Here is a 22,368-nt window from a genome sequence, read left to right as displayed (position 1 = left end):
AGGGAAAAGATGAAAATGAGGTATTTCCAGCGGCATTATAATTTGCTATTTAAGTGTATTACTGGAAAAATGGGTATATAGATGAAGAATATAAATAGAAAAGGTGACAGCAATGAGTAAAGAAAAAGAAATTTCATTAACCGAAAAGACAGCTCGAAAATGGCTGCATGAAAGAGGAGTAGAAATTAATGACATCGCTGAACTTGTCTTCTTTCTCCAGGAAAAATATCATCCAAACCTCCAAATGGATACATGCGTAGATAATGTAGAACGCGTCTTATCGAAAAGAGAGGTACAAAACGCGATTCTAACAGGAATCCAGCTTGATATGCTTGCAGAACAAAAGAAACTGCTCGAACCGCTGCAATCCATTATAGAAATTGATGAAGGCTTATATGGTGTGGATGAAGTATTGGCCTTGTCTATTGTCAATGTATATGGATCCATTGGATTAACAAATTTCGGTTATATCGATAAGTTAAAGCCAGGAATTTTAAAAGCGCTTAATGATAAAAGTTCTGACAGATGTCATACATTTTTAGATGATATTGTCGGTGCTATTGCCGCTGCTGCTTCAAGCAGACTTGCACACAGTGCAAAAGGCGCGAAATAAATAAGAGGTTAACTAGAAAAAGATGGAGCAGTTTAGGCTCCATCTTTTCTTATATTAAAACTCCCATTGTGCAAGTGAATCTAATACATAGGTTGGTTTCTTTTCATAGCCGAGCAAAAGTTCCTTTGTGGTAACTCCAGTATGCACAAGCAATGTATCCATTCCTGCATTCATGCCTGCTAAGATGTCGGTATCATAGTTGTCTCCAACCATTATAGTTTCTTCCAAACTTGTACCTAACACTTTTAAAGCCTGTTCCATGATGATCGATTCAGGTTTGCCGATAAAAGTTGGTTTAGTCTGTGTGGAAACCGTTATAACAGATGTGATGGAACCATTTCCAGGAAGCAGCCCTCTTTCAGTCGGGAGCGCAATATCTCCGTTTGTAGAAATAAATTGAGCTCCATTTCTTACAGCCAAACAGGCTGTTGCCAGCTTCTCATAAGAAATCGCTCGATCAATGCCTACAACAACATACTCAGCATCTTCCTCAGCAGGACGTAAATTCTGCTCGGCAATCGCTGTTCTGATGCCTTCTTCTCCAATCACATAAACAGATGCATCTTTCTTCTTTTCGGCAATATAATTGGCAGTTGCCATACTTGTTGTAAATACTTGATCTTTATGAGCTGAAATGCTGAAATCAGTTAGTTTTTCCGCAACCTGCTCAGGAGTTTTAGAAGAATTGTTTGTGACAAACAAATAAGGTATATTCCGCTCTTTCAGCTTCTGCACAAAATCTGCTGCTTCTTGAATTAATTCAGTACCTCTATACATCGTACCGTCTAAATCAATCATATAGCCTTTATAGTTTTTCACGATACAGCCTCCTAACGATGTCTTAATCTTATTCTTTAAATGCCGAAACAGGTCCGAGTTCATTTGTTAAGTAATTCCTGATTTTTTCAGGGAATATCTCTAAAATATGTAAGTTGTTTTTGGTCTTTATCAGCAGCTGCTGATGATCTATATTTATGTAGTCTTGCACAAGTATTTTACGGTAGGAAATGAATTCCTTCATTCCGCTGCTCATTGTATCTTCAATAACCTTTTCATCTTCAAGGATGTCGATAATATCATCATAGCTTCCAGGATCCCGCATAATAAAACCATCAATCATAGCATTTCCTGTGTCCAGAATCGCTTCAATCATAATATGTGTGACTCTTTCCAGTGCTGCCTTTTCAATCGGAGTTGTCCATTCAGACTGCTGCTTGAAGAGCAGGAGATGGTTATTATAATGCTGTAGTGTGTCCTCTATCTTGTTGCGATCAACAAAGTACATTTATCTCACCTATCCTTTTAATCCATTGCGATTTCTAAAGATCTGTTAAGTACACCCGGACGCGCATACAAGTAGCCTTGTGCAAGGTCTACCTTATTTCGTGCAAGGACGGATTCTTCTTCTTTGCTCTCAATTCCTTCTGCTACTACAATTGAACCCGTTTCTTTTGCGACCAGCAGCAGCCCTTTCAGCAAGGATTCTTTTACTGTATTTTTGTCAATATCCTGAATAACGGCACGATCAATTTTAATAATATCCGGCAAAATTTCACTAATCGAATTTAAGCTCGCATATCCCGCACCAGTATCGTCAATAGCAATTCTAAAGCCTAGAGTACGAAGCACCTTTATATTGTAAATAAAATGGTCCATCCCTTCAATTGAATCGCGTTCAGTGATTTCAAAAATCATCTGCTTTGGAGAAATTTCATCATGTCTTTGAAGCGTCTCCTTTATATCTCTGACAAATCGCTGATTGCCTAATGTAATTGGCGTGAAATTGATAAAAATCTCCTGTTTACAGCCTGTAGCAATAATTTGCTTCAGTATTTTTTCGAAAACAATCATTTCCAGATTGTATAGCATTCCAGTTTGTCTCGCAACGGAGAAAAGCTGAAGCGGATTCTCTAATGTTGTTCCCTTTGGACCTCTTGTCAGCATTTCCCATGCTCTAACTTCCCCTGTTGCAAGGGTAATAATCGGCTGTGCAAGGATATGTATATCTTTTTGGGAAATAATTTTGCTTATAGAGTATACCATTTCATTAAATTCTGTTTTTACTCTTTTTTCTGCCATTGCTACTGCCTGCTGATGGGCTTTGTAAATTGATTCTTGTATAGAATAGTGCTTTCTCTGAATAAACATATATCCTGTTTCGAATTTAGGCTTTATTTGCCCTAATTCAGGAAACATCATTTTTTCTGATTCACGCAGAATTTTCTTCATTGTGCTGTCAATATCAGACACGCTATGTATATTATGATTTACTCTAATAAATAAGGCTAATCCATCACTATAATAGTCATGCAATGCAATTAAATCGTCATTTACCTCCTGTGCTATAACCTGTTGAAAGGCCTTTTTCATTAAGCTAATGAAACGGACATATTCTGTTTCACCAAGCTGATCAGATAGCTCCTGCAGATTCTTAATATTATAGACGATCACCGCAGTTTCAAAATCCATTTTAAAAGCTTTTTTTACACCTTCTGCAATCGGGTCACGAATAACAAACCTTGGTGGAAAATAGCGCAGCTGATTTAGCGGAAGAAGAATTTTTCCCCATTGAAAAAGCGCTTTTACTTTTTTTATTATTTGACCAGCCATTGTCCCATTCCTCTCAGAAGCAAACATCGATTTATTTTGATTCAATTGTATCATAATATGCATACTTTAGCGGTTTTTTCCATTAAAAATACGCTGTTTTATTCAGCCTGCCCGTTAAAATACCACAAATCTGTTAAGATATAGAATGAGATGAGTAATTATAAGAATTAAAGGAGATTTTGCAATGTCTGAACGTTTTTTTCTTTACGATGATCTTGAGGATACAAAAACCAGATTCATTAGTTTTATGGGGGAAAATAAGCGCTTCGACTTAGCGTTAATCCGTTCAAGCCGCTTTTATGGAAAACAGCTTGTCCTTGACTTGCAGGGCAGCCGTTTTGCGATTATCGGAAGCGATGACCTGGAGGAAGAGGGATATCTTGAATCCATTTACCAGCTTTCTGAGGAAGATGCTGTCGAGCTGCGTGCGTTTCTTTATGAGGTAATTTAAAACTGGAATATATGTTTGTAAAGCCGCAAATGCTATTAATGCGGAGCTTCTTCGCTACTTTTACATTGGAGTGATCTCATGATGGCTGACAAAGAACAAGAAGCATATACAGACTTTTCCAATGCAGAAACACAGAAAAATTTTATTATACCTGAAGATTTGCCAGAGGGACCGTACGGGTCTCCTATTAATGCCACTGAACCTGTCCAGAATAAAAGCACACCGTGGGAAGAGGGGCAGCGCCCTTATAGTGCTTTTAATTATGAGTTTAAGTCGCTTCATCAGAATTTGCCTAGACAAATGGATGGCGCCCACCCAACACATGATGATCCAGATGTAAATGAAGAGCAACCATATACGGAAACCTAATGAAAAAATGAATATCCTTAAAAAGCCCAAGAATTTTATAAAATTCTTGGGCTTTAGTTTAAGAACAAAGAAATCAACGTGATGATTACATATGTTATTTACTTATCTTTTTAACCACAAAATAAGGACAGCCAAAATTACAATACTCATATAAGTATTCCGTAAGCGTGCTTATTTTTGTATCGAAGGTTGCTTTATGGTTTTGATCATCAAAAAAACCTCTTAACCGCAGCTGCCCATAGCCCCAATCCCCAACGATATAATCATATCGGGCTAAAATCTCACTAAATCTGCCCTTGAAAGCTTCCTCATTAAAGCCATCGCGCTGCTCTTCAACCACTTCATAGCATAAATTATTAATGCAAATCATACTTTCACCTCTTTGGAAGCAAGTTCAATTGTTTTCGTTAATTAAATTATAACTGATTCTCCATCAATTACTAAGAGAAAAAAATAAAACATAAGGCAATTCTAATAGTACTGGAGGTGTTTATGATGAAAAAAACATTTATTTTTCTTTGTCTATGTGGATTAACTGCCCTAACAGGCTGTCAAAACGATAGTGCACAAAATGACCTTTATGAGGAAAGCGGCAACACCATTAATGTAAACGATCAGCGAGCTGAATTGTATCATCAAGGAAACGAAGGCGACCGTGATGATGTCAGTGAAGACTTTGGCTATGTACGTCACCAGCGCAGTCCGGTTCTGGGAGAAAGTGTTGCCAATGAGCATTATGCTGCAATTGATCGTGAACAATTGGCTGATATAATCAGTAAATATTCAACCGAAGTGCCAAACGTTGATGATGTATCTACTTTGGTCACAGATGAAGAAGTCATTATTATTTATGACGCAGATACGGAAGATCGGAATTATACAGCAGATCAGGTCAAAAGAATGGCCTTGTCAGTTGTTCCAAGCTGGTACCACATATATGTAAGTGATAATACAAATTTACGTAAAACAGTAGAAAGTTATGCCACTATGGATTCCAATAGTGAAAATGCAGATTACGGCATCAGTCAGCTTATTAAGGAACTGAAGAAATCTCCTCAGGGTGTACAGAAAAAGGGAGACCCAGATCAGGGATCAATGGATGAAAATAATCTTTAATTATCATGAAAAAATCAAGAGGCTGCCTGCCTCTTGATTTTCTAAATATTATGCTTGTTGAGCCTGCTTTTCACCCATAACTTGTCTTTGTTTTGCAGCAGCATTAACTTGTTCGTCAGCATGGTAGGAAGAACGGACGAGTGGACCCGCTTCACAATGGCTGAATCCTTTTTCCATTGCAATTTCCTTTAATTCATTGAACTCTTCTGGTGAATAATACTTAAGAACCTTCAGATGTTTTTTAGAGGGCTGTAAGTACTGGCCAATTGTCATAATATCAACATCATGTGCTCTTAAATCATCCATTGTCGCGATGATTTCCTCTTTTGTTTCTCCCAAACCAATCATTAAGCTGGACTTGGTAGGAATTTCAGGCTGCATTTCTTTGGCTTGCTTTAAAAACTCCAAGGAACGTTGATATTTCGCACGAGCTCGGACTCTTGGAGTTAATCTTTCGACCGTTTCAATATTATGGTTCAAAATATCTGGCTTAGCATCCATTACAAGTTTTAAATTCTCAGTTGCGCCTCCAAGATCGGATGGCAATACTTCCACAGTGGTAAAAGGGCTTTTCCTGCGGATTGCTCTTATGGTTTCTGCCAAAACTGCTGCTCCACCATCCTTTTGATCATCTCTGGCTACCATTGTAATAACAGCATGTTTTAAATTCATTAAGGCAACAGAATCAGCTACTCTTTCTGGCTCTTGAAGATCCAGTTCAGTTGGCAAACCTGTTTTTACAGCGCAAAAGCGGCAGGCGCGCGTACAAACAGAGCCTAAAATCATAAAAGTAGCCGTTCTTCTGACGGCCCAGCATTCGTGAATATTCGGACATTTTGCTTCCTCACAAACTGTGTGCAAGCTGTTTTCCCGCATCATTTTTTTTAGACCAGTGTAATTTTCATTCGTGTTCAACTTTATTTTAAGCCATTCAGGCTTGCGCAAATACTCTTCCTTTTTGCTCAAAACACTCACTCCATCCTGAGAAATTACTAAAACCGCAATTTTCAATATGTAATGTCAAAATACTCTTTCACTTGTCACTGTATCATATGCACCCATCAAGGACAAGTAGTACAGTTTTATCATTACCAAAAATTATGATCTATTGTTTTTGTCTTTTTTCATAAACTAACTACGAAAGAAAAAGTGAAAGGAGGTTCAATGTGCGTCTTTTTAACATTATTCTTTATACTGTCTTATGTTTTGCTGCATTTCAACTAAATGTATACGCTGAATCAAATGAAAATGAATACGTTAAAAGGATGGAGCTTTATACACGAACGGAAGCTGTGACAAACATACCGTGGTACTATATAGCGGCCATTGATCAATATGAAAGAAATGTTCGTCAAGCTCGCCGAGACATTCCTAAGGCGGAAGGTTTGACTGGTATATACTTTAAAGAGGAACAATGGACTGGCGTATTAAATCCAAATAAACAAGATGAAAATCCTAAAACGATAGCCTTATTTAACGGTTTAGGCACAGATGGGGATGGAGATGGGAAAGCGAGTCTAAAGAGCGATGAAGATGTTCTATTTTCTTTCGCTAAGTTTCTTCTTGCGTATGGAACAGATCATGATAATTTAAAAATTGGCTTATGGAATTACTATAAAAGAGATAAAGCAGTCAGAATTATTATTGGGAAAGCAGATATTTATAAGCATTACGGGCGTCTAAATTTAGATGAGCATGCCTTTCCTGTCCCCCTTAACAGCACATACAGCTATCGAAATACTTGGGGCGATGCACGCGGATGGGGCGGCCGCAGAATACATGAAGGAACAGATATCTTTGCAGGTTACGGTGTCCCAGTTAGAGCCACCTCCTATGGCATTGTGGAAATGAAAGGCTGGAACAAGTATGGCGGATGGCGTGTAGGCATTCGCGACATCAACAATAACTATCACTACTATGCTCATTTAAGCGGCTTTGCAAAGGATCTAAAAGTTGGACAGATTGTTGAACCCGGCTTGATGATTGGCGGTGTCGGCAGCTCTGGATATGGACCTCCTGGAACATCCGGGAAATTCCCTCCACATCTGCATTATGGAATGTACAAGGACAACGGTATATCAGAATGGTCCTATGACCCATATCCACACTTAAAGCTGTGGGAACGGCAGGAGAGAAAGAGAAAATAGAATAATTGTTGATGCAGCCCCTAGTCTAAGACAAGATTATTATTAAAAAAAGAGAGTCAATCGCCTCAGCAGGCTAATTGACTCTCTTCTATTTCCTATTTACTTTTCTTTGCTTTGGAAATGGCATTGCCTATACTTGCAGCAAGTCCTCCCCAGATAATAAGCATCCCAATGATCATTACTGTAATAGATACACCAGACATTATTGAGATACCTCCTTGTTTTCTGGAACATCAAGTTCTGTCCCTTTATTCCACTTAAGAGCCATTAAAACGAATCCTGCAATGATAGCCAATACCGCTACAGCCCAGCCTGACCAGATCAAGAAGTTAGTTGGGTAATCTCCATAGTTTTCCCGGATGTTTGTTACGATGTTTTGTATCATCATATATCCAAGCACAATAGGAGTAATAATGCCTAAGCACACTTTCCACCAGCCGCCTAATTGAATATCAGACATGCTGTTTGCATGTTTTTGGAGACTTGGCAACTCTCTTAACACCCATGCAACAATGACAACCTGCACTAATCCTGCCAGAGCAACTCCAAATTGGTTAATAAAATAATCCGCTGCATCTAAGAAGTTTAAACCTCCGCGAGTCGCAAAAATAATTGAAATTAGTGCAGAAAATCCTCCACCGAATACTACTGCTTTGTTGCGGGAGATTTTAAATTTATCCACTAAACCAGCAACAAATGTCTCAACAATTGAAATTAATGATGTCAAGCCGGCAAGCATTAAACAAAGGAAGAAAAACGCTCCGAAAATACCATTTAATGCAGGAATTTCACTTATAATTTGCGGAAAGACCATAAAGGCAAGACCAACGCCGCCTTCAACAACCTCACTGACATTTACGCCTGATTGTGAAGCCATAAAACCTAAAGCAGCGAAAACTCCAATACCTGCTAATAGCTCAACACCCGAGTTAGCAAAGCCTGTAATGAAAGCATTGTTCGTAATATCTGTCTTCTTAGGGAGATAACTTGCATAAGTAACCATAATGGCAAAACCAATTGATAAGCTAAAGAAGATCTGACCGTAAGCTGCTACCCATACAGTAGGATTTGCTATTTGGCTCCAATCTGGTGTGAAAAATGCATCTAATCCTGCTGCTGCTCCATCTAATGTTACTGCTCTAATTACGACAAATATAAATAATAATAAAAGTACAGGAATAAGTATTCTGTTGGCAGCTTCGATTCCTTTTTTAATTCCCTTAAATAGCACACCCAGAGTAATAATCCACACAATCACTAAAGGGATGAACACGCCTGGAACAATCCCGCCGAATTCTCCAGGATTTGCAACTTGCAGGTACTCTCCAACAAGGAATGATGTTGGATCATCTCCCCATTTTAAATCAAATGAGAAATATGCATACGTCATGGCCCAAGCAATAATTACTGCATAATAGGTAGAGATTACAAATGAAATTGCAACCTGCCACCAGCCTAACCATTCATATTTTTTGTTCATTCTTGCATAGGATAATGGAGCAGAGCCGCGATATTTCTGGCCAATCGTAAATTCCATTATTAATAGCGGAATTCCTGCCGTAAGAAGAGCAAATAAGTAAGGAATAAAAAAAGCTCCCCCTCCATTTTCATACGCAACTGCCGGGAAACGCCAAATGTTTCCTAAACCAACAGCTGACCCTACTGCTGCAAAAATAAAACCAGCTCTCGTTCCCCATTGAGCACGACTTTCCATAGTCTATTATACCCCCTACAATAGCCCGTATTAAATTTTCCGCAAGTTGGAAATTTTTATATTTTCAGACTATTTAATTTAATATAAATTTAGTATATATACTTTTACTACCACTGTCAAAACATTATTTGGGACATAATATTTATTTATTTTTCGTTACTAGAAAAGCAATTGCGCTCACCTTCTCTTATTCCCAGCAGTCCCAGTCCCTCCTCCTCTCAATCTATATGTATGCATATAAGAGAATTTCTTTCTGTATATTTCAGAAAATTTTAAAAATACAATAAAAAAGAAGAGCCCTCCCGCTATAGACGAGAAGACTCATGATCATGATTATTTCATCTGTGTCATGTCTAACTTGAATTTCCAAGAGCCGACAAAGGTAAATACAATCAGTAATAGAGCAATGGTGGCCAAACTTAAGATCGTACTGTCTGTAAAACCAAGGACTAGGAATCCGACACCCGATATTGCTGCTGATATTAAGGCATATGGCAGCTGTGTAAGAACATGGTCGATATGATTGCATCCTGCTCCTGTTGACGAAAGAATCGTTGTATCTGATATAGGAGAACAATGATCGCCAAAAACAGCTCCAGCTAGTACAGCTGCCATTGCAGGCAGCAGCAGGTTTATATCTGTTGCTGCAGCAATATCACCTGCAATCGGAAGTAATATTCCAAAAGAGCCCCATGAAGTTCCTGTACTGAACGCCATTACTCCCGCAATGATAAATAGAAGGAAAGGCAAAAAGGATATCTCCATATTTGAATTTTCAACAAGTCCAGCCAGGTAGGCACCTGTTTCCAGCTGACCAATTAAATCAACAATTCCCCAGGCAAATAGAAGAATATAAATAGCCGGGAGCATGGATTTGATACCGCTCCATATTCCTCTGAAAACAATCAAGCCTTCAATTCCTTTTTTTACGGTTACTTGTCTTGTAAAGAACAGCAATGTCACAATTAATCCAAATACACCACCGAGTACAAGAGATTTAGAGACATCTGTATTCTCAAATATCGTTAAAATGGTCGCATTTCCCTTTACAGCCTGATAACCAGTCCAGATCATTGCCCCAACGGTACCTGCAACTAGGGCGATAATGGGCCAGACTAAATCGCCAACTGTTCCTTTTGTACTAACCGGTAAATCTTCTTCTAATTTTCCAGGTGCAGGCTTCTCAGGGTCCATTACCTGATTATCTCTTACAGCCCGAATCTCATGCTTTTTCATTGGCCCGATCTCAAATCCTTTGATCGCTACGATAAAAACGATGGCCAGCGTTGTCCACACATATAAATTCATAGGAATCATCTGCAAAAATACCGAAAAGGCTGTATAGTCCGTTAAATTATGAGATGCAAGAATGGTACCGATTAAAGCAATAATATACGCACCCCAGCTTGAAACAGGTGATACAACACAGACAGGAGCAGATGTCGAATCAATTAAATAAGCAAGCTTTGCTCTTGAAACCTTTTGCCGATCCGTAATCGGCCGTGAAATCTGACCAACTGCAAGTGCATTAAAATAATCATCTATAAAGATAATTACCCCTAGTATGGCACCAATCATTTGTGCACCTGCCCGGGTTTTTACCCGTTTCATTGCCCATTCACCAAAAGCCCTGCTTCCTCCAGATATAGAGATGAATGCTGTAATAACCCCTAATATCAATAGGAATAAAATTATATACATATTCCATGTATTAATGCTTCCACCATCAATAAAGATTCCTTTTACGGTTTCCCATAATATAGATCCAGCTTCAAGAAAGTCCATTTCAGCAAGTATAATTGTTGCTGTAATAATCCCTACTCCTAGCGAAAGCAGCACTCTTCTCGTTAAAATAACAAGAAGTATTGCAACAAGCGGCGGAAGCAGAGAAAATATTGTATTTTCCATTATATTTTAATCCTCCTAGAAATCAATTCGGCAGAGGCATAGCAAAAGAGCACAAAATAAAAAGAGCAATGGCAGAGAATCTCTATCATCACTCTTGATAATCTATTCTTCTCCATTACGATCTGTAGCTCCCCATTGCAAGGGTCAACGAAAAGAATGCAATAAAAACTGCAAAGACTCTTCTAATCTTGCAATGACAGTGTTACCTCTCTTAAAGGTAACCCCAGCGAAATAGCCGCTGACATCAGCTATCCACTTCGGCAGCATTCCCTTTCAGCTGCTCTCTTTGTTGTCATCCTCAAACAGCTTACTAATGAATATTGCACCTCTACCCCATCGGATATGATAAGGTTCATATTCAATTAGAATAATTATATCAAAATAATAAACATTCGACAATGGAGGTCTTTTCCTCCATAAACACTAGTTCTGCCATGTTGTATCACAGCCGCTTATCATGATTGATAAGTCTTGCTTTAAATCTAGTTCATAGGCCTTAACCCTTAAACCGCTCTCTTCAAGAATCCGCACAATAGGGCGATCGCACAAACCTACATTTTGATGAATCACAACACCTTTCCTTCCATCGTTTAACTCAACAGTCATCCCGACTGGGTATAAGGCCACAGATTGCCGAAAGCTTTCAATCAGCTTTGCATCAAATAATGTGTCTGACCCTGCATATAAGATTTCCATACCTTCATGCGGAAGCATAGCTTGACGATAAATGCGATTAGATGTGACAGCATCAAAAACATCTGCGACAGCGATAATTTTGGCAAAGGGATGGATATCTTCTCCAGAAATACCTCGTGGATATCCGCTTCCATTCAAACGCTCATGATGCTGATAGGCGCAATGAGCCACAATTAATGAGACACTATGTACTCCCCGTAATAAATCGAACCCTGCTTCAGCATGTTTCTTGATTTGAAGAAACTCTTCCTCCGTTAATCTGCCGGGCTTTAACAGTATGTTCTCAGGTATCTGCATTTTCCCAACATCATGCAATATCGCACCCATACCCAGCAGCTCTAAATCCTTTTGGGAGAAGTTAAGCTGTAAACCAATCGCTAAGGAATAAAGTGTAACATTCAAAGAATGAGAAAAAATATAATGATCATATGTATACACGTCAGACATAATTGAAATGAGGTTTTGATCTCCTTTTATCTCATCCAAGAGCGTGCTGATCAGCTTGGAGAAATTCTTTGAAGCCTTATCTATAACAAAGGATTTATCTAAATTCTGGTCATTTGCTGATTGCCGAAACGTATCTTCAATCGTAAGAATTGCTTCTCGGCGCAATTTTTCCGGCAAAGTTGATTTATAAACAATATCCTTCATTCTCTCGTCCATTACATATATATATGTAATCCCCATTTTCTGCAGCCTGGATAACATTCTTCCGTCAAGCTTTACTCCTTTATTTAAAAGGATTTTGCCTTTATCATTATATATGGATTTCCCTAGTACACTGCCAATTTTGGCAGATTTTGTTGACACTAATCTCATGAAAAAACCTCTTTTTCATCTATAAGTTATCCATTCTAATTCTACTCTTCGCTTATATCCATCAATATTTTACATGTTTGCCCATATTATTCAAGTTTGAGCATTCCAAAGCAGGAATTTAGTCTTAATCATATATTATCATTCCTCCAGCAGCTAGCAAAAGAAAATTTATAAATTATCTATTTTTCTCTTCCATGGAGATTGAATCTTAATTATCAGTATATAGCCTGCTAAAAAAGCTGAGACTGCATATAGCAATCTCAGCTTCTATATGTTATTTATATCATTTTTAAAAGAGCGTCTCTGCCTGTCATGCCTTTCTTAATTCCAAGGTTTTCAGCTTCATATGTGACAGATTCAAGCGGCGCTTCAATTAATTGTTCAATCGTCTTTACACCAACAGCTCTTCCTGCAATCACTTTTCGATCTTTAAGCTTTTCATTTAAAAGTGCCACATCTAATGCTCCGCACATGATATACCCTTTATCATTTGTAACTACAAGTAAATTTGTTTTAGGAAGTTCCACCGATACACTTAAGAATGTATGGCCATCAATCTCTATAGGACTTAAGTTCATCATATCTTGCCCCACTCCTTTCCTTACACCATATGATGGTACAAGAAAAAAAGTGTAGAACCTGGGAAATCTCCTATGAAGGCCTACTTACCAGCCACTAAAATAAATCGAGCTGCCTTGGTGCTAAGCAGCTATATTCAATGCCAAGCATATCAATGAACTGCTTAGCATTATCAGCAGCATCTCCGCCGGAGTTATTATTAAACAATACATAAATTTGCTCACAATTCTGTTCTAGTGTTCGAATATACTCAGCCCATTGTGCAAGCTCTTCTTTATTATAGTTATACAAATAACGTACCTCACGCCAATTATCATGATTCTTCTTTTGCCAGCCATGGACATTACGGCCATGAAAACGAACAAGAAGCTTATCAGATCGCGGGGCTTCGAGTACGATCGGAATCGATCCTTCTCCTGCCTGCGGTTCGTCACATATTGTATGAATCCAATCTTCATCCTTTATAAATTGCAGCGTCTTCTCCCTGAAGTGTTCCTTAAACCATGACTGATGGCGGAATTCCAGAGCACATGGAATATCTCGCATCTGTGCCTTGCACCATCGCAGATAGTCTACATTCTTTTTTTGGCAATCAAACCATGGCGGAAATTGAAAAAGGACCATCGCCAGTTTATTACGCTCTATATAAGGCTGAAGTGATTCTTTAAATGCTGAAAACATTTCTTCCTTGCTCTCAAAGGGGATCTTACCGCGTTCATGCCCTGTCATCCCCTGATACGCTTTGACAACAAACTGAAAACCATCTGGGGTATCCTCTGTCCACCTTTTCGCATTACGTACAGGCTGAACTGCGTAAAACGCTGAATCAACTTCAACGACTGGAAAATGGGCGCTATATTCCTTCAGCTTATCACGTGCAGCTATTTGGCCCGTATATAATTGATCATGATCTCCCCACCCAGTTACACCTATGATGATCATTGAATATCCCCCTCTCTCAGTGTTCTATATAAAATATAACCTAAATTTATAGAGTCAATCAAAATCCATAACTTATATATATAACTACAGCAGGCAAACTTTCCCCTATTGATTGCCTGGCAGCTGTTTTACTAATAATATTTTCCTATACATTCCGTTCAGCATTACTGCATCGTCTTTTTTCAATTCTAATTGAGTTTCAAAAGGTTTTAGAAGTGCATGAAAATCTATACCAATATCTGTCCCTAGTAATTTAATTATCGGACGGAGTATTTTTTGTGCAACATTCAGTTTTTTAGTTACAGGAGCAAACTTATCAAATATTAGAATTTCTCCATTCTTCTTTAATACCCTTGTAATTTCGCTAAGCGCATCTTCTGGTTTGGGGACAACACTAATAACTAAGCTTGCTGCAATAAAATCAAATGTATTTTCTTCAAACTCCATCTTTTGCGCATCCATTTTTTTAAACGTTATGGACTTGTCCTTAAACTTACTTTTTGCAACAGCCAGCATTTCTTCAGAGTAATCAATTGCTGTAAGCACGTACCCCTTATCTAAGAAGAATGGAATATCTGCACCTGTACCCGCCCCCACTAACAGGATTTTACTTCCTTTCTTGTATTTTAGATTTTTAAATACCTCTTTTCTTGCTTTTAAAAACATCCCTTTATTAAAGACGTGATCATAAATTGGTGACCATAATTTATAAATAATCGCATTCCAGCTTCTATTCAAAATATCCCCTCCATTTGAAAAGTACCGGCATCTTTCCTAGTTGAAAATTTGCGATATGTATATGAGCCCGCATACTTACTTTTTCGCAAAGAAGCCTCCCTATCAGGAAGCTTCTGTCACTTATTTATCCTTCACCCACAGCAGTCTTAAACCGTTTAATGTGACTATTAGCGTTGCACCCATATCTGCAAAAATAGCAATCCACAGTGTTAGCCAGCCTGGAACAACTAAGAGTAAGGCCAATAGTTTAATGCCTAAAGAGAATATAATATTCTGTTTAATAATGAGTAATGTTCTTCTGCTCAACTTAACTGCAAAAGGCAGTTTTTCAAGATCATCCGCCATTAATGCAATGTCAGCTGTTTCTAACGCCGTATCTGTTCCAGCACCGCCCATTGCAATTCCAACAGTAGAGGCTGCTAAAGCCGGAGCATCATTGACACCATCCCCAACCATAGCCACCCGGCCATATTCGCTTCTCAGACCTTTAATAAAAGTTAATTTATCCTCCGGCAGCAAGTCTGCCTTCAAATCTGAAACACCTGCCTGTTTTCCCATTGCATTTGCAGTACCAGCATTATCTCCTGTCAGCATAATGGTCTTTTGAACTCCTAATGAATGAAGTTTTTGAATAACGTCTTTACTATTTATCCTCAACTCGTCAGCAACAGCAATCAGTCCCAAAACTTTAGCAGATGTTCCGGCAGCCATGACAGTTTTGCCCTGTTCTTGAAGCTGCGAGATCGTTTCCTTCTGCTCATTTGATAACCCATGTTCTAATATTTCTTCAAATAGACTTGGATTGCCGACATAATAGGTTGTGCCATGAATTGAGCCAGTAACTCCTTTTCCTGTTATTGATAAGAAGTTTTCAATCGATATACTTTTGTAACTTAAATCTTCTTCTTCAGCTTTTTTTATAATGGCAGAAGCCAGCGGATGCTGTGAACCATTTTCCAGGGCTGCAATAACGGACAGAAGTTCATCAGAATCAACATTTGCAGCTGGAATGTAATCCGTTACTACCGGGATCCCTTTTGTTAACGTTCCTGTTTTATCAAAAGCAACTGCTTTAATTCCTCCCAATTCTTCAAGATGAATACCGCCTTTGATCAGAACACCATTACGTGCTGCATTCCCGATTGCCGTTACAATGGAAACGGGTGTGGAAATAACAAGGGCACATGGACAGCCGACTACTAAAACAGCTAATCCCTGGTAAATCCATTTCTCCCAATCTCCATCGAAGAATAAAGGAGGTACAACAGCTGCGGCAAATGCAACCAGCATGATGATTGGAGTATAGTACCTGGCAAAGCGATCCACAAATGCCTGAGAAGGAGCCTTCTCCGCTTGAGCTTCCTCCACTAGATGAATAATTTTTGCAATGGTTGTATCATCGACAAGTTTTGTAACTCTTACCTCCAGCAGGCCCTCTTCATTTAATGTTCCTGCGAAAACTTCATCTTCAATTGATTTTGACACAGGCACTGATTCACCAGTAATCGCTGCTTGATTGACTGATGATACTCCTTTTAAAACGACCCCGTCCATCGCAATTTTTTGTCCAGGTTTAACGACCATAATATCGTCAACACGAATATCAGCTACATTAATAAAGCGTTGTTCATTTCCTCTTCTGATTAAAGCTTCTTTAGGAGCAATGTCCATCAATGATTGTATTGATTGGCGTGCTTTATCCATGGAGTATGTTTCGAGGGCTTCACTGATCGCAAACAAAATAACAACTGTTGCACCTTCACCCCATTCACCAATAACAGCAGCACCAATAACTGCAATGGTCATTAAAGTTTTCATATCAAAATCTAAACGGAATAAATTTATAACTCCTATTTTAAAGAGCCGATAACCGCCCCAAAATATAGAAGTGGCATATGCCAGTATAGAAACAATGCTATTTTCTCCAGATATTTCTGCAGTCAGCCAACCTATTAACAGGAATATAAGCGATGCGATGACTGTTCCGTGTTTTTGGAAAAATGGAATCTTTTTCACTTCGACTTTTTGTTTTTCTGGATACAGCTTTATGTTTTCAAAGGCTCCTGCTTTTTCGAGTTCTTCAATCGTTGTCTCACCATAAACAGTAAGCTTTGATGCACCAAAATTAACACTTGCATTAGAAACACCATCCAGGTGTTTGACGTTCTTTTCGAACTTTGTCGCACAGCCTGCTCAGGTGAAGCCTTGAACGCAGTAAACACTTTTTTGTAATTCAGAGTTACTCATGAAGCTTTCCCTCCAGCTGATGTGCAAAGGCTATTTGAATCAATTGTCTGACATGCTCGTCATCCAAGGAATAATACACGAGTTTACCTCTTTTCTGATACTTTGCCAGACCAAGATTTTTAAGATGACGTAAATGATGAGATGCAGTAGCCATCGTGCTGCCAACAATATTAGCTACATCACATACACATAGTTCATCTTCTTCGCATAAAGCAAAAGCTATTCTAATTCTCGTATCATCAGATAGAGCTTTAAATATTTGTGCAACAGACATCGTATCCTTCTGCTGGATAGAATTCTTTACTCGAGTTACTTTTGCTTCATCGACACAGGTAACCTCGCAAATATCATCGTGTTTCAATATATAACCCCCTCATTCAAACATTCATTTGATTATTAGTATATGCAAATTTATTCTAATGGTCAAATGATTGTTTGAATATTTATTTAAAATTGAATTTTTTAAGAACGTAAAAACATCAGGGTTTTCCTATTTAACAAGAAACTGAAAAGACATTTAAGTTTGTCTTCTTTGTGAAATTTATAGTAAAAAAATAACTCGTAAAGTAAAATTTAGTATGTTGATAGATAATTAAGAAGGGGGACATTAAATGGATTACATATTATTTTTAATAGGATTACTATTAGTCATTTGCTCATTGGTATATGTGATTGTCACATTAATGAAAAATAGATTTGGAAAAAAAACCTTCTTGGCATTCATATTGTCTGGTCTAACTCTAATGCTGATTGGATTATTAATGCCTGCTTAAAAATCCTTTAATATAAAAGAAGTGGAAGAGAATGGATTTAGACTGAAGAAATAAGATTAAGCAGGGGGATAAGGAAAATGAATAAATTCTTCTGCATCACAACTTCTTGATGAATACGATCCGATTCTCCAAGCATGCAAGGAGAAATTACTTTTAAATCTGTAGCAAAAAACCCTTGCGGCTGCAAGGGTTTTTTCACTTTATCCGATAGAACCTTCCATCTCGAACTTGATAAGACGGTTCATTTCTACTGCATATTCCATTGGAAGTTCTTTTGTAAATGGCTCAATGAAGCCCATTACGATCATTTCCGTTGCTTCTTCTTCAGAGATTCCGCGGCTCATAAGGTAGAACAGCTGCTCTTCAGATACTTTAGAAACTTTCGCTTCGTGCTCAAGTGAGATGTTATCGTTTAAGATTTCGTTATATGGAATGGTATCAGATGTTGATTGATTATCCATGATTAACGTATCACACTCAATGTTTGCACGTGCGCCATCTGCTTTGCGCCCAAATTGAACGATTCCGCGGTATGTTACTTTTCCGCCTTGTTTCGAGATGGATTTTGAAACGATTGTTGAAGACGTGTTTGGTGCAAGGTGAATCATTTTTGCACCTGCATCCTGGTGCTGACCTTTACCTGCTAATGCAATGGAAAGAGTCATTCCGCGAGCGCCTTCTCCTTTTAAAATAACAGCTGGGTATTTCATTGTTAATTTAGAACCGATATTTCCATCGATCCATTCCATTGTTGCGTTTGCGTCACAAACCGCTCGCTTTGTAACAAGGTTATAAACATTGTTTGCCCAGTTTTGGATTGTTGTATAACGGCAGTATGCATCCTTTTTAATAATGATTTCAACAACCGCACTATGAAGTGAGTTTGTTGTATACACAGGAGCTGTACAGCCTTCCACATAGTGAACATGTGCGCCTTCATCCACAATGATCAAGGTACGCTCGAATTGACCCATGTTTTCAGAGTTAATTCGGAAGTATGCTTGCAGAGGTGTTTCAACTTTGATCCCTTTTGGAACATAGATGAAAGAACCGCCTGACCATACAGCAGAGTTTAAGGCCGCAAACTTATTATCTGTTGGCGGAATAACCTTTGCCCAGTGCTCTTTGAAGATCTCTTCGTTTTCGCGAAGTGCAGAGTCTGTATCTTTAAATACGATCCCCATTGCTTCAAGATCTTCCTGCATGTTATGGTAAACAACCTCTGATTCGTATTGAGCAGATACACCTGCTAAATACTTTTGCTCTGCTTCAGGAATTCCAAGCTTATCAAATGTTTGCTTGATTTCATCTGGAACTTCATCCCAAGAACGCTCAGTCTTTTCAGAAGGCTTTACATAATAAGTGATTTCATCAAAATTTAATGACGCTAAATCTCCGCCCCATTGCGGCATTGGCATGTTGTAGAAGTGCTCTAATGATTTTAAGCGGAAGTCCAGCATCCATTGAGGTTCTTCCTTCATTTTTGAAATTTCTTCAACAATCTCTTTTGTTAACCCGCGTTTTGATCGGAAAATGGAAACGTCTTTATCGGCAAATCCGTACTTGTAATCGCCAATGTCAGGCATCTTTTTTGCCATCGTCGTATTCCTCCATTCTTTGCCTCAGGAATCATCCTTTGGCTATATTTTATCCCAAAATTGTTTTATTGTTCTGATTCATTAATACCCTTTTCCATTGCCTTCCATGGCAATGTAGCACATTTAATTCGGGCAGGAAATTTAGAAACTCCTTGCAGTGCTTCAATATCACCAAGATCAATCTCATCGTCATAATCCTTGCCTTGCATCATATCAGAAAAGATCTTCGATAACTTAACCGCATCTTCAAAGGTTTTTCCCTTTATAGCCTGAGTCATCATAGACGCAGAGGACATTGAAATGGAGCAGCCTTCACCGTCAAACTTTGCGTCTGCTACGATGCCGTCCTCCACTTTCATTGTCAATTGAATTCTGTCTCCGCAAGTTGGGTTATTCATATGAATGGTTAAACTGTCATCTTCTAAAATCCCTTTATTGCGCGGGTTTTTATAATGATCCATAATGACTTGACGATAAAGGGTATCTAAGTTATTAAAAGACATCGCTAAAATACTCCTTTGTTTTGACAAGCCCTTGAACGAGCCGATCAATATCTTCCTCTGAATTATACAGATAGAAGCTTGCCCGGGCAGTTGATGATACCTTCAGCCATTTCATAAGCGGCTGTGCACAATGATGTCCGGCTCTGACAGCAATTCCATCAGCATCCAGTACCGTTGCCACATCGTGAGGATGAACTTCATCAATGTTAAAGGTAACAACACCTGCTTTTTTCGAAGCATCTTTTGGTCCAAAGATGGTCATGCCTTCTATAGCAGACATCTGCTCCATCGCATACGCAGCAAGCTTATGCTCATGCGCCTCGATGTTGTCACGTCCAATTTCCTCTAAAAAGTCGATCGCGGCCCCTAATCCAATTGCACCTGCGATAATTGGAGTTCCGCCTTCAAACTTCCAAGGAAGCTCTTTCCAAGTCGACTCCTGTAAACCAACAAAGTCAATCATCTCACCGCCAAATTCAATTGGCTCCATGTCTTCCAAAAGCTTCTTCTTACCGTATAAAATACCGATGCCTGTTGGGCCGCACATTTTGTGGCCTGACATAGCGAAAAAGTCGCAGTCCAGATCTTGGACATCAACCTTCATATGCGGTGCACTTTGCGCCCCATCAACAACCATTACGGCTCCATGCTGATGAGCAATCTGTGCAATTTCTTTAATCGGGTTAATGACACCAAGAACATTGGATACATGCATAATTGATACAATCTTTGTCTGGTCTGTAACTGTATTCTTCACATCTTCAAGAGAAATCGTTCCATCTTCTTGAAGCGGCAGATATTTTAGTATAGCTCCAGTTGCTTTTGCAACCTGCTGCCACGGAATGATATTGCTGTGATGCTCCATATAGGAGATGACAATTTCATCACCCTCCTGCAGATTTGCACGGGCATAGCTTGCAGCTACTGTATTCAGAGAAGTAGTAGTCCCTCGGGTAAAGATCACTTCTTCAGTTGATTTTGCATTGATGAACTTACGGACTTTTTCACGTGCACCTTCATAGCCATCAGTTGCCTTTGTCCCTAGGGTATGAACACCTCTATGAACATTGGAGTTATATTGTCGATAATAGCTGTCAATCGCTTCAATAACCTGAATCGGCTTTTGTGACGTTGCCGCACTGTCCAAATAGACTAACGGACTGCCGTTAACCTCCTGATGCAGGATCGGAAACATTTGGCGAATGTCCATTATATTCATTATTTTACTTTCCTTTCAATTACCTCTGTTAATTGCGCTTTAACTCCTTCAATTGGAAGGGCATTAACAACAGGTGCCAAGAAGCCATGAATTACAAGTCGCTCTGCTTCTGTTTGCGAAATACCGCGGCTCATTAAATAATAAAGCTGAAGCGGATCCACACGGCCTACAGATGCAGCATGACCAGCTGTAACATCATCTTCATCAATAAGCAGGATCGGGTTTGCATCCCCGCGTGCTTTTTCACTCAGCATTAGAACTCTGGATTCCTGTTCTGCATTTGATTTAGATGCGCCATGTTCAATTTTTCCGATGCCATTAAAGATGGAAGTTGCAGCATCCTTCATAACACCATGCTTTAAAATATAGCCTTCGGAATTTTTTCCAAAGTGAACAATGCTTGTCGTAAAGTTCTGTGTTTGTTCACCGCGGCCGACAACAACCGTTTTTGTATCACCAAATGAACCATCACCGATTAAATTCGTGATATTTTCAGAAATAGTATTCCCGTCATTCATTAATCCTAGCGCCCATTCAATACGTGCATCTCTGCCGGCTTTTCCGCGGCGATTCACATAAACGGTTGTGCCTTTGGCAAGTGTATCCACTGCTCCATATTGAATCTTTGCATTTGCACCAGCAATTACTTCTGTCACAATATTAAAGATTCCATCTGCTTCAGCAACAGTCGATACGTAGTTTTCAACATACGTAACTGAGCTATTGTCATCTGCTACGATTAAAACATGGTTGAACAAGTTTGCTTCCTTGTCATCATGAATATAAACAGCTTGGATTGGCTCAGTGATCTCAACATTTTTCGGAATATATAAGAACGCTCCGCCGTTTAACAATGCTGCGTGCAAAGCCGTCAGCTTGTGCTCGTTCACTTTCACTGCATCTGTCATAAAGTACTTCTGCAGCAGGTCGCCATGCTCTCTTGCAGCTGTAAAGATATCTGTAAAAATAACACCTTTTTCCTGCATCTCTTTCGTTACTGAAAGATATGTCGGTCTGTTATTACGCTGAATATAAAGGCTTTGTTCTTGTGCCTCTAAATTAATCAAGCTTCTAACATCCTCAGGCAGCTCGTTTAAAGAGGAATAATCCTCACTTGCTACAAGATGTTTTGTAAATTGCGTAAAATTCCATTTATCTATTTTTGTTTTATCAGGCTTAGGCATTGGCAGGTTTTCCGCATCAGCAAGAGCTGTAGTACGAAGTTCAGTCAGCCAAGCCGGTTCGCCCATATCTTTTGAAAAGGAGCTGACATACTCCTTGTCAAATGGTAATTTGATTTCAGTTGACATAGTGATCCTCCTAACT

The 22,368-nt window shown here is 38.9% G+C and carries 24 protein-coding genes and 1 riboswitch; of the genes, 6 read left to right on the top strand and 18 right to left on the bottom strand.

All coding sequences use genetic code 11. The features are described 5' to 3' along the window. Positions 1-112: 112 nt before the first annotated feature. Complete coding sequence (locus F7732_RS12535; RefSeq protein ID WP_151574314.1) at positions 113-613, top strand: phosphatidylglycerophosphatase A family protein; 501 nt, start codon at positions 113-115, stop codon at positions 611-613. A gap of 54 nt (positions 614-667) precedes the next feature. Here F7732_RS12535 and F7732_RS12530 read toward each other — a convergent pair whose 3' ends face one another. The 3 genes from F7732_RS12530 to F7732_RS12520 are packed head-to-tail and all read right to left on the bottom strand — an operon-like array spanning position 668 to position 3,223. Next, positions 668-1,432 (bottom strand): TIGR01457 family HAD-type hydrolase, encoded by a 765-nt coding sequence (locus F7732_RS12530; RefSeq protein WP_151574312.1) that lies wholly within the window; start codon positions 1,430-1,432, stop codon positions 668-670. A 28-nt stretch (positions 1,433-1,460) separates the two neighbouring features. Next, on the bottom strand, positions 1,461-1,898 hold the full coding sequence (locus F7732_RS12525) for a DUF86 domain-containing protein (RefSeq protein WP_151574310.1): 438 nt from the start codon (positions 1,896-1,898) through the stop codon (positions 1,461-1,463). Positions 1,899-1,915: 17 nt separating this feature from the next. Continuing rightward, positions 1,916-3,223: an EAL domain-containing protein gene (locus F7732_RS12520; protein WP_151574308.1), complete on the bottom strand. Its 1,308-nt coding sequence runs from the start codon at positions 3,221-3,223 to the stop codon at positions 1,916-1,918. Between the two features lie 184 nt (positions 3,224-3,407). Here F7732_RS12520 and F7732_RS12515 point away from each other — a divergent pair, with 184 nt between their 5' ends. Both F7732_RS12515 and F7732_RS12510 read left to right on the top strand, forming a co-directional pair. Continuing rightward, entirely contained in the window at positions 3,408-3,674 is a 267-nt protein-coding gene (locus F7732_RS12515) for a DUF3055 domain-containing protein (protein ID WP_151574306.1), read from the top strand. Between the two features lie 81 nt (positions 3,675-3,755). After that, complete coding sequence (locus tag F7732_RS12510) at positions 3,756-4,043, top strand: cytosolic protein (RefSeq protein ID WP_151574304.1); 288 nt, start codon at positions 3,756-3,758, stop codon at positions 4,041-4,043. A gap of 94 nt (positions 4,044-4,137) precedes the next feature. Here the strand turns inward: F7732_RS12510 and F7732_RS12505 are convergent, their stop codons facing one another. Next, positions 4,138-4,413, bottom strand: coding sequence for a YutD family protein (locus F7732_RS12505; RefSeq protein ID WP_066442777.1), 276 nt, complete (start codon positions 4,411-4,413; stop codon positions 4,138-4,140). Between the two features lie 125 nt (positions 4,414-4,538). Here F7732_RS12505 and F7732_RS12500 point away from each other — a divergent pair, with 125 nt between their 5' ends. Then, the gene (locus F7732_RS12500; RefSeq protein WP_151574302.1) at positions 4,539-5,159 is read left to right on the top strand and encodes a YhcN/YlaJ family sporulation lipoprotein; all 621 of its coding nucleotides are present in this window, start codon (positions 4,539-4,541) and stop codon (positions 5,157-5,159) included. Between the two features lie 48 nt (positions 5,160-5,207). Here the strand turns inward: F7732_RS12500 and lipA are convergent, their stop codons facing one another. Then, the gene (gene lipA, locus F7732_RS12495) at positions 5,208-6,125 is read right to left on the bottom strand and encodes a lipoyl synthase (RefSeq protein WP_151574300.1); all 918 of its coding nucleotides are present in this window, start codon (positions 6,123-6,125) and stop codon (positions 5,208-5,210) included. 200 nt (positions 6,126-6,325) lie between these two features. Here lipA and F7732_RS12490 point away from each other — a divergent pair, with 200 nt between their 5' ends. Further along, complete coding sequence (locus F7732_RS12490; protein WP_240056610.1) at positions 6,326-7,306, top strand: M23 family metallopeptidase; 981 nt, start codon at positions 6,326-6,328, stop codon at positions 7,304-7,306. 95 nt (positions 7,307-7,401) lie between these two features. Here the strand turns inward: F7732_RS12490 and F7732_RS12485 are convergent, their stop codons facing one another. From F7732_RS12485 to F7732_RS12445, 9 genes are all read right to left on the bottom strand, one after another. Further along, a complete protein-coding gene (locus F7732_RS12485; protein WP_151574298.1) occupies positions 7,402-7,509 on the bottom strand; it encodes a MetS family NSS transporter small subunit in 108 nt (35 codons plus the stop codon). Further along, the gene (locus F7732_RS12480; RefSeq protein ID WP_151574296.1) at positions 7,509-9,020 is read right to left on the bottom strand and encodes a sodium-dependent transporter; all 1,512 of its coding nucleotides are present in this window, start codon (positions 9,018-9,020) and stop codon (positions 7,509-7,511) included. Before F7732_RS12480 ends, F7732_RS12485 begins: the two co-directional genes overlap by 1 nt. Before the next feature lie 333 nt (positions 9,021-9,353). Continuing rightward, entirely contained in the window at positions 9,354-10,928 is a 1,575-nt protein-coding gene (locus tag F7732_RS12475) for a Na+/H+ antiporter NhaC family protein (RefSeq protein WP_151574294.1), read from the bottom strand. A 117-nt stretch (positions 10,929-11,045) separates the two neighbouring features. After that, positions 11,046-11,267: riboswitch (Lysine riboswitch) on the bottom strand. Between the two features lie 84 nt (positions 11,268-11,351). Beyond that, positions 11,352-12,443, bottom strand: coding sequence for an HD-GYP domain-containing protein (locus F7732_RS12470; protein ID WP_151574292.1), 1,092 nt, complete (start codon positions 12,441-12,443; stop codon positions 11,352-11,354). Between the two features lie 278 nt (positions 12,444-12,721). After that, entirely contained in the window at positions 12,722-13,024 is a 303-nt protein-coding gene (locus tag F7732_RS12465; protein ID WP_151574290.1) for a YunC family protein, read from the bottom strand. A gap of 94 nt (positions 13,025-13,118) precedes the next feature. Beyond that, positions 13,119-13,964 (bottom strand): DUF72 domain-containing protein, encoded by an 846-nt coding sequence (locus tag F7732_RS12460; RefSeq protein WP_151574288.1) that lies wholly within the window; start codon positions 13,962-13,964, stop codon positions 13,119-13,121. Positions 13,965-14,069: 105 nt separating this feature from the next. Beyond that, positions 14,070-14,702: a class I SAM-dependent methyltransferase gene (locus F7732_RS12455; protein WP_151574286.1), complete on the bottom strand. Its 633-nt coding sequence runs from the start codon at positions 14,700-14,702 to the stop codon at positions 14,070-14,072. A gap of 120 nt (positions 14,703-14,822) precedes the next feature. Continuing rightward, positions 14,823-16,949 carry a heavy metal translocating P-type ATPase gene (locus tag F7732_RS12450; protein ID WP_151574284.1) on the bottom strand — a complete coding sequence of 709 codons (2,127 nt, stop codon included), beginning with the start codon at positions 16,947-16,949 and terminating at the stop codon, positions 14,823-14,825. Next, the gene (locus F7732_RS12445; protein WP_151574282.1) at positions 16,942-17,310 is read right to left on the bottom strand and encodes an ArsR/SmtB family transcription factor; all 369 of its coding nucleotides are present in this window, start codon (positions 17,308-17,310) and stop codon (positions 16,942-16,944) included. Before F7732_RS12445 ends, F7732_RS12450 begins: the two co-directional genes overlap by 8 nt. A 250-nt stretch (positions 17,311-17,560) precedes the next feature. On the opposite strand from F7732_RS12445, the gene F7732_RS22655 reads away from it, so the two are divergent. Continuing rightward, complete coding sequence (locus F7732_RS22655) at positions 17,561-17,722, top strand: hypothetical protein (RefSeq protein WP_161598878.1); 162 nt, start codon at positions 17,561-17,563, stop codon at positions 17,720-17,722. A 200-nt stretch (positions 17,723-17,922) separates the two neighbouring features. Here the strand turns inward: F7732_RS22655 and sufB are convergent, their stop codons facing one another. The 4 genes from sufB to sufD form a co-directional block, all read right to left on the bottom strand. Further along, on the bottom strand, positions 17,923-19,320 hold the full coding sequence (gene sufB, locus F7732_RS12440; RefSeq protein WP_066442768.1) for a Fe-S cluster assembly protein SufB: 1,398 nt from the start codon (positions 19,318-19,320) through the stop codon (positions 17,923-17,925). A gap of 65 nt (positions 19,321-19,385) precedes the next feature. After that, complete coding sequence (gene sufU / locus F7732_RS12435) at positions 19,386-19,823, bottom strand: Fe-S cluster assembly sulfur transfer protein SufU (RefSeq protein WP_151574280.1); 438 nt, start codon at positions 19,821-19,823, stop codon at positions 19,386-19,388. Continuing rightward, positions 19,813-21,042, bottom strand: coding sequence for a cysteine desulfurase (locus F7732_RS12430; RefSeq protein ID WP_151574278.1), 1,230 nt, complete (start codon positions 21,040-21,042; stop codon positions 19,813-19,815). Before F7732_RS12430 ends, sufU begins: the two co-directional genes overlap by 11 nt. Continuing rightward, complete coding sequence (gene sufD, locus F7732_RS12425) at positions 21,042-22,352, bottom strand: Fe-S cluster assembly protein SufD (protein WP_151574276.1); 1,311 nt, start codon at positions 22,350-22,352, stop codon at positions 21,042-21,044. The genes F7732_RS12430 and sufD overlap by 1 nt, the downstream gene beginning before the upstream one ends. Positions 22,353-22,368 lie beyond the last annotated feature (16 nt).

Origin of the sequence: Bacillus mesophilum (assembly GCF_008923265.1) — a bacterium.
In the GTDB taxonomy this organism is placed as follows: domain Bacteria; phylum Bacillota; class Bacilli; order Bacillales; family Cytobacillaceae; genus Cytobacillus; species Cytobacillus mesophilum.
Note: the sequence above shows the minus strand (reverse complement) of the source record. Positions and strands in the feature narration are given on the sequence as shown.

Excerpts from the sequence above, each read along its gene's own strand:
- F7732_RS12525 (WP_151574310.1), bottom strand. The coding sequence starts at position 1,898 with ATGTACTTTGTTGATCGCAACAAGATAGAGGACACACTACAGCATTAT.
- F7732_RS12430 (WP_151574278.1), bottom strand. The coding sequence starts at position 21,042 with ATGAATATAATGGACATTCGCCAAATGTTTCCGATCCTGCATCAGGAG.
- F7732_RS12510 (WP_151574304.1), top strand. The coding sequence starts at position 3,756 with ATGGCTGACAAAGAACAAGAAGCATATACAGACTTTTCCAATGCAGAA.
- F7732_RS12460 (WP_151574288.1), bottom strand. The coding sequence starts at position 13,964 with ATGATCATCATAGGTGTAACTGGGTGGGGAGATCATGATCAATTATAT.
- F7732_RS22655 (WP_161598878.1), top strand. The coding sequence starts at position 17,561 with ATGGATTACATATTATTTTTAATAGGATTACTATTAGTCATTTGCTCA.
- sufD (WP_151574276.1), bottom strand. The coding sequence starts at position 22,352 with ATGTCAACTGAAATCAAATTACCATTTGACAAGGAGTATGTCAGCTCC.
- F7732_RS12520 (WP_151574308.1), bottom strand. The coding sequence starts at position 3,223 with ATGGCTGGTCAAATAATAAAAAAAGTAAAAGCGCTTTTTCAATGGGGA.
- F7732_RS12480 (WP_151574296.1), bottom strand. The coding sequence starts at position 9,020 with ATGGAAAGTCGTGCTCAATGGGGAACGAGAGCTGGTTTTATTTTTGCA.
- sufB (WP_066442768.1), bottom strand. The coding sequence starts at position 19,320 with ATGGCAAAAAAGATGCCTGACATTGGCGATTACAAGTACGGATTTGCC.
- F7732_RS12485 (WP_151574298.1), bottom strand. The coding sequence starts at position 7,509 with ATGTCTGGTGTATCTATTACAGTAATGATCATTGGGATGCTTATTATC.
- F7732_RS12505 (WP_066442777.1), bottom strand. The coding sequence starts at position 4,413 with ATGATTTGCATTAATAATTTATGCTATGAAGTGGTTGAAGAGCAGCGC.
- F7732_RS12475 (WP_151574294.1), bottom strand. The coding sequence starts at position 10,928 with ATGGAAAATACAATATTTTCTCTGCTTCCGCCGCTTGTTGCAATACTT.
- sufU (WP_151574280.1), bottom strand. The coding sequence starts at position 19,823 with ATGTCTTTTAATAACTTAGATACCCTTTATCGTCAAGTCATTATGGAT.
- F7732_RS12500 (WP_151574302.1), top strand. The coding sequence starts at position 4,539 with ATGAAAAAAACATTTATTTTTCTTTGTCTATGTGGATTAACTGCCCTA.
- F7732_RS12515 (WP_151574306.1), top strand. The coding sequence starts at position 3,408 with ATGTCTGAACGTTTTTTTCTTTACGATGATCTTGAGGATACAAAAACC.
- F7732_RS12470 (WP_151574292.1), bottom strand. The coding sequence starts at position 12,443 with ATGAGATTAGTGTCAACAAAATCTGCCAAAATTGGCAGTGTACTAGGG.
- F7732_RS12535 (WP_151574314.1), top strand. The coding sequence starts at position 113 with ATGAGTAAAGAAAAAGAAATTTCATTAACCGAAAAGACAGCTCGAAAA.
- F7732_RS12465 (WP_151574290.1), bottom strand. The coding sequence starts at position 13,024 with ATGATGAACTTAAGTCCTATAGAGATTGATGGCCATACATTCTTAAGT.